The 7,196-nt window shown below is 63.3% G+C and carries 10 protein-coding genes; 6 read left to right on the top strand and 4 right to left on the bottom strand.

All coding sequences use genetic code 11. The annotated features are described in order from the left end of the window. The first annotated feature begins 174 nt into the window (after window positions 1-174). Window positions 175-1,200, top strand: coding sequence for a class I fructose-bisphosphate aldolase (locus AC0L16_RS26515; protein WP_473624254.1), 1,026 nt, complete (start codon window positions 175-177; stop codon window positions 1,198-1,200). Window positions 1,201-1,328: 128 nt separating this feature from the next. Then, window positions 1,329-2,075: an SGNH/GDSL hydrolase family protein gene (locus AC0L16_RS26510; protein WP_473624252.1), complete on the top strand. Its 747-nt coding sequence runs from the start codon at window positions 1,329-1,331 to the stop codon at window positions 2,073-2,075. 124 nt (window positions 2,076-2,199) lie between these two features. Here AC0L16_RS26510 and AC0L16_RS26505 read toward each other — a convergent pair whose 3' ends face one another. Together AC0L16_RS26505 and AC0L16_RS26500 are read right to left on the bottom strand one after the other, a co-directional pair. Continuing rightward, window positions 2,200-2,361: a hypothetical protein gene (locus AC0L16_RS26505; protein ID WP_023797063.1), complete on the bottom strand. Its 162-nt coding sequence runs from the start codon at window positions 2,359-2,361 to the stop codon at window positions 2,200-2,202. Window positions 2,362-2,436: 75 nt separating this feature from the next. After that, entirely contained in the window at window positions 2,437-3,408 is a 972-nt protein-coding gene (locus AC0L16_RS26500; RefSeq protein WP_473624250.1) for a ring-cleaving dioxygenase, read from the bottom strand. Window positions 3,409-3,666: 258 nt separating this feature from the next. Here AC0L16_RS26500 and AC0L16_RS26495 point away from each other — a divergent pair, with 258 nt between their 5' ends. The 4 genes from AC0L16_RS26495 (at window position 3,667) to AC0L16_RS26480 (ending at window position 5,820) form a co-directional block, all read left to right on the top strand. Next, complete coding sequence (locus tag AC0L16_RS26495; protein WP_473624248.1) at window positions 3,667-3,834, top strand: hypothetical protein; 168 nt, start codon at window positions 3,667-3,669, stop codon at window positions 3,832-3,834. A gap of 86 nt (window positions 3,835-3,920) precedes the next feature. Then, on the top strand, window positions 3,921-4,523 hold the full coding sequence (locus AC0L16_RS26490) for a DJ-1/PfpI family protein (protein ID WP_473624246.1): 603 nt from the start codon (window positions 3,921-3,923) through the stop codon (window positions 4,521-4,523). Window positions 4,524-4,624: 101 nt separating this feature from the next. Next, window positions 4,625-5,035, top strand: a complete 411-nt coding sequence (locus AC0L16_RS26485) for a hypothetical protein (protein WP_473624244.1) — start codon at window positions 4,625-4,627, stop codon at window positions 5,033-5,035. Between the two features lie 65 nt (window positions 5,036-5,100). Continuing rightward, the gene (locus AC0L16_RS26480; protein ID WP_095804614.1) at window positions 5,101-5,820 is read left to right on the top strand and encodes a helix-turn-helix transcriptional regulator; all 720 of its coding nucleotides are present in this window, start codon (window positions 5,101-5,103) and stop codon (window positions 5,818-5,820) included. A gap of 195 nt (window positions 5,821-6,015) precedes the next feature. Here the strand turns inward: AC0L16_RS26480 and AC0L16_RS26475 are convergent, their stop codons facing one another. Together AC0L16_RS26475 and AC0L16_RS26470 are read right to left on the bottom strand one after the other, a co-directional pair. Then, the gene (locus AC0L16_RS26475; RefSeq protein ID WP_473624242.1) at window positions 6,016-6,714 is read right to left on the bottom strand and encodes a DUF1013 domain-containing protein; all 699 of its coding nucleotides are present in this window, start codon (window positions 6,712-6,714) and stop codon (window positions 6,016-6,018) included. Between the two features lie 331 nt (window positions 6,715-7,045). Further along, on the bottom strand, window positions 7,046-7,186 hold the full coding sequence (locus tag AC0L16_RS26470) for a DUF1127 domain-containing protein (protein ID WP_023797054.1): 141 nt from the start codon (window positions 7,184-7,186) through the stop codon (window positions 7,046-7,048). Window positions 7,187-7,196: the final 10 nt, after the last annotated feature.

Below are 7,196 nucleotides of genomic sequence, written 5' to 3'. Positions count from 1 at the left end.
TGGAAGCCTCTTGAATCACGCCAACCTACGCCGTGCCACAAATTACAACTCGCCGTTAACCTGAACTCGTTGCCCTGACTCGGAATGGTTCGACTTGAACCTGCCTTGCTCTAGTGGTCTGCTAGCCCGGATTATTTCACACTGTTGGGACAAACCGGTTCAGGAGGATCCACAATGAGCGAACGTCTTGAGGACATTGCCGCGGCGATGGTGGCCGACGGCAAGGGTCTTTTGGCCGCCGACGAAAGCTCCGGCACCATCAAGAAGCGCTTCGACGTGATCGGCGTCGAATCGACCGCCGACAGCCGCCGCGACTATCGCGAGATGATGTTCCGCGCCAAGGAGGCGATGACCAGATACATCTCCGGCGTCATCCTCTATGACGAGACCATTCGCCAGAAAGCCGCCGACGGCACGCCGCTGGTCGACATCATCAAGTCGACCGGCGCCATTCCAGGCATCAAGGTCGATGCCGGCGCCAAGCCTCTGGCCGGGCACACCGGCGACACCATCACCGAAGGCCTCGACGGCCTGCGCGAGCGGCTCGCCGACTATTACAAGCTCGGCGCCCGTTTCGCCAAATGGCGTGCCGTGATCGACATCGACGTCGCCAAAGGCGTGCCTTCCGCCACGTCGATCGGCTCGAACGCCCATGCGCTCGCCCGCTATGCGGCGCTCTGCCAGGAGGCCGGCATCGTGCCGATCGTCGAGCCGGAGGTACTGATGGACGGCGCTCATGACATCGGCACCTGCTACGAGATCAGCAAGGCGACGCTGACGAAACTCTACACCGAGCTCTACGCCGCCCGCGTCGTCCTCGAAGGCACCATCCTGAAGCCGAACATGGTTCTCGCCGGCAAGAAGTCGGGCAGCACCAGCAGCCCCGAGGAAGTCGCCGAAAAGACCATAAAACTGTTCCGCGAAACGGTCCCGGCAGCGATTGGCGGCATCGCCTTTCTCTCTGGCGGGCAATCGGACGAGGAGGCGACCGCCAACCTCAACGCCATCAACGCCATCGGCCCGCATCCATGGAAGCTGACCTTCTCCTATGGCCGCGCCTTGCAGGCGGCGCCGCAGAAGGCCTGGGGCGGCAAGGCGGCCAACGTCGCCGCTGCCCAGGCCGCCTTCGCCCACCGCGCCCACATGAACCACCTGGCAGCGCTTGGCAAATGGCAGCCGGAACTGGAACAGGCCGCCTGACCGGTTTTTTCTAGCTTCGTCCGAACCCGGGCCATGGGCCCGGGTTCCATCTGCTCCAAAATGCTCCAAAACAATGCGGCGCCGTGTCGGCTTGCGCTGAGCCCGAACGCCCCCATTAACGGTTTGCGATGCAGCGCTTTCTTGCCCTCCTCACCTGGCTCGCCTTTCCGGTCTATGTCTGGCAGGGGCTCGGCGTGCGCCGCCGCACCAGCCGCATGCTGCCGGCGCAAGGTCCGGTCATGCACGAGATTTCGGGCTTGGCGCCGGCGATCTCGCTGCTGATGCTTGGCGATTCTTCCGCCGCATCGGTCGGCATCGGCAATTCCGAATACGGGCTGGCCGCGCAACTGGCCGAGCTGATCTCGAAACGCACCGGCCGCGCAGTGCGCTGGCGGGCAGCCGGCTTCAACTCGGCGACCTCAGGCCAGATCCGCGATCATGTGCTGCCCAATCTGTCGGCCGATCCGTGGACACATATTGTGCTCGCCATCGGCACCAACGACACCAAGAACTTTCACTCGGTGCCACGCTTCAAAAGCGATTTTGGCGGCCTGCTCTACGCGCTGCGCGCCAAATGGCCGGAGGCGCGCGTGGTGTGGTCGCCGGTGCTGGAATTCACCCGTGCACCGGCAATGCCGCCGCTGCTCGGAAAGATCCTGGAAATCCGCGCCGCCGAGATGAACCGGATGGGCGAGCGCCTTTGCCTCGAACGCGGCGCTGTGCCGGCGCCGCGCCTGCCGATCACCGATGCCGAAGCCGGTTTTGCCCCCGACGGATTTCATGCCTCGGAAGCCGGCTACCGGGCCTGGGCGGAACATCTGGTCGATTTGGTGCTGGCCAACAAACCACGCCTGCGTAGCGGCCGCCAGCCCTAATGCATGTCGCGCAAAAGCATGCCCTCGGGCCTGACCCGAGGGTGTGCAGCGGTTTTGCGATAACGACATGCATAAAACAACAACTTAAAGCGCGTCGCGTGAGGTCGGTTGAACGCGACGCGCTTTAGGTCCAATGGCCCAGCGCCGCTGTTATCGAAATCGCCGCCATCGCCAATACCGCCAGCTTCCAAAAATCGCTGCGCCGCTTCAGCCCGGGCCAGCCGAGCGGCTTGATCAGCTGAATGACCATCATGGCGACGATAACGAGCGCAAGAAGTTTCGACATGCCGCTTTTGATCAGCGTTGCGGTCGGCTGTCAAAGCGCTCCGCTGGCATCAGATCGGCATAACGCTGAGAGATATTATGCCAGCGGCTTTAGGCCGGCCTCAATCGCGGCCCGTTTCGGTTCGAGGAACGGTGGCAAGGCCAGCCTTTCGCCCAGCGTTTCCAGCGGCTCGTCGGCCGTGAACCCCGGGCCGTCGGTGGCGATCTCGAACAATATCCCGTTCGGCTCCCGGAAATAGAGCGAACGGAAATAGTATCGCTCGACCTCACCGCTTGACGGCAGCCGGAATTCGGCCAGCCGCGCCGTCCATTGATGCAAAATCTCCTGGTCCGGCGCCCTGAATGCGACGTGGTGGACCGCACCGGCGCCCTGCCGTGCCGGCGCAAGGCCCGGCTGCACAGCGACATGAAGCTCCGCCGCCGGGCCGCCTTCTCCCATCTCGAAGACGTGAACCTGGCCCTGACCATCCGGCGAGGCATAGTCCCGCGCCTTGCGCATGTTCATCACCCTGGTCAGCACGGTTTCAGTGTTGGTGATGTCGGGAACGCTGATGACGATAGGCCCGAGCCCGCGTATCTGGTGCTCGATGGGGATCGGGCTTTGAGCCCAGGGATGACTGTCGCCCTTGCCGCCATCGCTGACGAGACGCAGGCGCTGGCCTTCCGGGTCTTCGAAGTCCAGCGACGGGTAGCCGCCGATATCACTGATCTCTCCCGTCGCGCCGATCTCTTCCGTCGCGACGGTCTCGCCGGACAGGTGCTGCTTCCACCAGGCAAGGCTTTCACGGCTGGCGACCCTCAGGCTGGTCCGCACGATGCTGTTGGTGCCGCGCCGCTCGCGTCCGACCGGCCAATCGAAGAAGGTAAGATCGGTGCCAGGCGTCGCCTCGGCGTCGGCATAGAAAAGGTGATAGGCCGACGTGTCGTCCTGATTGACCGTCTTCTTGACCAGTCGCAGGCCCAAGGACCTGGTGTAGAAGCGAAGGTTTCCGGGTGCATTGGCCGTGATTGCGGTCAGATGGTGGATTCCTGTCAGTTGCAGGCTCATTGTCATCTCCCTGATCTCTGGAAAACTTTTTCTCCTTCAATATCGGAACCCCGGCCCTATCGCTGCTGCGGATTCCGACGTCCGTCGTTGGCAGATGAAAGACTTGGTCCCGGCGACGAGAAAGCCTGCTTCTCTCGGGCAGACGGATCGGGACCGGCAAAACCTGGCACTCTCACCAAAGACCGCTCAGCCTCCTGACAGACTGCTGTCAGGAGGGGTGTGCGATAGTGTCTCCATCGAAAGAGAGGAGACCCAGCCATGAACGGTTTTACCATTCTGCGTAGCGTACAGCATTATGTCGGCAAGATCCGGACGATGCGCAACGAGATCCGCACCCGGCGTTTCATGGACGAGCTGCCGCACAGCATCCGCAAGGACATCGGGTGGCCGGATAATTATGACGGCCGCCACGGCCGCGGCCATTGAGGCGATTTTTTTCGCAGCAGCGGTTGGATGCGGACGCCACCGCGCCCAGATAAACAGGTCCGGCGGACCGAAAGACGGAGCAGGACATGTCCGAACAGAAAACTATCGGCGTTCTTTTCATCGATCGCTTCGCCGACTGGGAATACGGGCTGCTGGCGGCTTCGGCGGTCGAATGGTTCGGCGCACGCGCGGTGTCGCTGGCGCCGAACGGCAAGCCGGTGACTTCGGCCAGCGGATTTATGCTGACGCCCGACCGCTCCACCGCGGTTGATGAAAACACCGATCTCGACGCCGTCGCGGTCATCGGCTCCGACCAGTGGGTCGATGCGCCGCCTGACGTCTCCGCACTGCTGACAGCGATTGCGGCGCGCGGCGGGGTGGTCGGCGGCATCTGCGCCGGCACGCTGGCACTGGCGCGGGCCGGTCTGTTCGAGAAGGCCAAACACACCAGCAATGGTCGTGACTGGATCAACGAAAAGGAACCGGGCTATCCGGGCGCCCAGAACTATCAGGACGTGCCCTATGCCGTCGCCGACGGTCGCATCGTGTCCGCGCCTGGTTCGGCTCCCGGCACCTTCGCTCTTGCCTATTTGAAGACGCTCTATCCGCAGAGAATCAGCGATCTCGCTGAGATGCGCACGCTGTTCGCCAAGGAGTATACCGAAGGGGAGTTTGCTGAAGCCTCCTGACAGTATGGTGTCAGGAGCGGCGTGCAATAATTCGAAAGCATCAGGAGACAGACATGGCCTTCCCCCTGCAAAAAGCTTCGGGCTCTTCGTCTAGGTGACGCATGGTAAAGAGCTGGAACGACAAGCTGAACACGCCGGGCATCAACGGCATCAAGCCGACGCCGCGGACTGTTGGCGACGTCGTCGAGGGCCAGCCGATGCTGGTGCCGACGGCACGGCAGGTTGAAGATTTCATCCGCTCCATTCCAAAGGGCGTGGCCATGGATGTCCGCGCGTTGCGCACCGCGCTCGCCATTGAGCATGGCGCCGAAGTGACATGTCCGGTCACCATCGGCTATCATCTGCGCACTGTCGCCGAGGCCGCCAATGAGGATCTGGAACGCGGCATGACGCTGAGCGACATCGCGCCGTTCTGGCGGGTGCTGGATGCAATGACGCCGACAACACGGAAGTTGTCCTTCAGCGCGGCATTCGTCGCCGCGCAGCGCAAGCGCGAAGGGCTGAAATCATAATGCATGTCGCCCAGAAGTGGGAACCGGTTTTGGGCATGCATAAAAGCAACATCGAGGACCGTACGATGCGCCGCGCCGACAGGCTCTTCCAGATCGTGCAGCATCTGCGCGGTGGCCGCCTGGTCACCGCCCAGAAGCTGGGCACGTGGCTCGAGGTATCCGAGCGAACCATCTACCGCGACATCGCCGACCTGCAGTCGACCGGTGTGCCGATCGACGGCGAGGCCGGCGTCGGCTACATGATGAGGGAGGGTTTCGACCTTCCGCCGCTGATGTTCACGCGTGACGAGATCGTCGCGCTGGTCGCCGGCGCCCGCATGGTGCGTGCGTTTGGCGGCGCTGCGATGGCGCGGGCCGCCGACGAGGCGCTGGTCAAGATCGGCGCCGTGCTGCCCGATGCCGAAAAGGACCGCATCGCCCGCACCGAGATCCACACGCCGATGTGGGTGGTGAGCGACGCCGCCCGCGAAGCAATCGACCTGATCGAGCGCGCGGTGGAAAAACGCCAGGTGCTGACCATCGACTACTCCGACGAAGCCGGCCGCAGCACCGCGCGCGACATCAGGCCATTGGGCCTGTGGTTCTGGGGCAAGGTGTGGACGCTGGTCGCCTGGTGCGAGATGCGCGACGACTTTCGCGCTTTCCGCATCGACCGCATCGCTTCAGTGGTCATAGCCGGCCGCATCTTCAAGCCGGAGCGCGGCAAGCAGCTCGCCGATTTTTACCGTGCGGTGGAGCGCAGCGAGGACTACGGCATGGCGCCGGACCGGGCCGCGCGAACATAGGCGCTCTTACCTTTCTCCCCTTGTGGGGCCCGAAGGGCAGGCGAGGCCCGTGACTCGCCCCGGGCGGTGGATTGGCGCGCAGCACCAAGACGAAGAGGGGTGCTGGACGGAGCGCTGTTGGTGCCAAGCTGGAGCACCCCTCATCCGGCCGCTTCGCGGCCACCTTCTCCCACAAGGGGAGAAGGAAGAGGCGCCTCACCCCTCCTCGTCGTCCTTGTCCTCGTCCTTCGATTTCAGCGCCGAGAGCTTGGCGAAGACGGCGTTGGCGTCGAGTTCCGCATCCTCGTCCTTTGGCTTCTCCGGCGCCGGCACCAGGCGCTCGGTCAATGCCGCCGGCAGCAGCGTGTCGCCGGCCGGCTGTGCCTGCTCGCGGCCACGCGAGGCGCGGTTGACTTCCATGTCGAGGTCGATCTGCGAGGTGAGGCCCAGCGTCACCGGATCCATCGGCTGCAGATTGGCCGAGTTCCAGTGCTTCCTGTCACGGATCTGGTCGATCGTCGACTTGGTGGTACCGACGAGGCGCGCGATCTGCGCGTCCTTCAGCTCGGGATGGTTGCGCACCAGCCAGAGGATAGCGTTGGGCCGGTCCTGGCGCTTCGACAGCGGCGTGTAGCGCGGACCCTTGCGCTTGGATTCCGGCACCCGCACCTTGGGGTCGGACAGCTTCAGCCGATGGTTCGGATCCTTCTCGGCGCGTGCGATCTCGTCGCGGCTCAGCTGGCCGGTCATGATCGGGTCCATGCCCTTGATGCCTTGCGCCGATTCGCCGTCGGCGATCGCCTTGACCTCGAGCGGATGCAGCCCGCAGAACTGCGCGATCTGCTCGAAGGACAGCGCCGTGTTGTCGACCAGCCAGACGGCGGTCGCCTTGGGCATCAGCAGCGTATTGGCCATTGCGAAAAATCCTTCTCGTTCGCCCGCGTTCCCGCGCGGGCGGTGGTTTTAGAGCCACCAAAATGGGAAAATCGCGATTTATATAGCCTCTCCGTAGCCGTTCCGCAACGTTTTTGGGAGGTCCGGCGCCTCGCGGCGCCGATCGATCATTGCAGCCGCTGCTTGACGGACTTCAAAACGACAAAACCCGCCGGACTGGGTCCAGCGGGCTCGGAACCGGCGACGGCAAACCCGTCTGCTGCGGCTCTGGCTTCTAAAGCATGATCTCGGACGCAAGCACCACTTCGCGAAAATGCGCCTTGATGCTTTTCGGGCGAGATCTCGCTCGAGATCAAAGCGTCTTACGGGCGATCCTCTCGATGTCGCCCCGGTTGATGCCGAGGTCGTTGAGCTCGCGAGCGTTCAGGCGGTTCAGTTCGCGCACGGTTTCATTGTACATACGCCAGTTACGGAAAGCACGGATCGGGTTCATGGTAGTCCTC

The organism is Mesorhizobium sp. WSM4848 (assembly GCF_055811375.1).
This window is presented reverse-complemented; position numbering and strand designations above follow the sequence as displayed.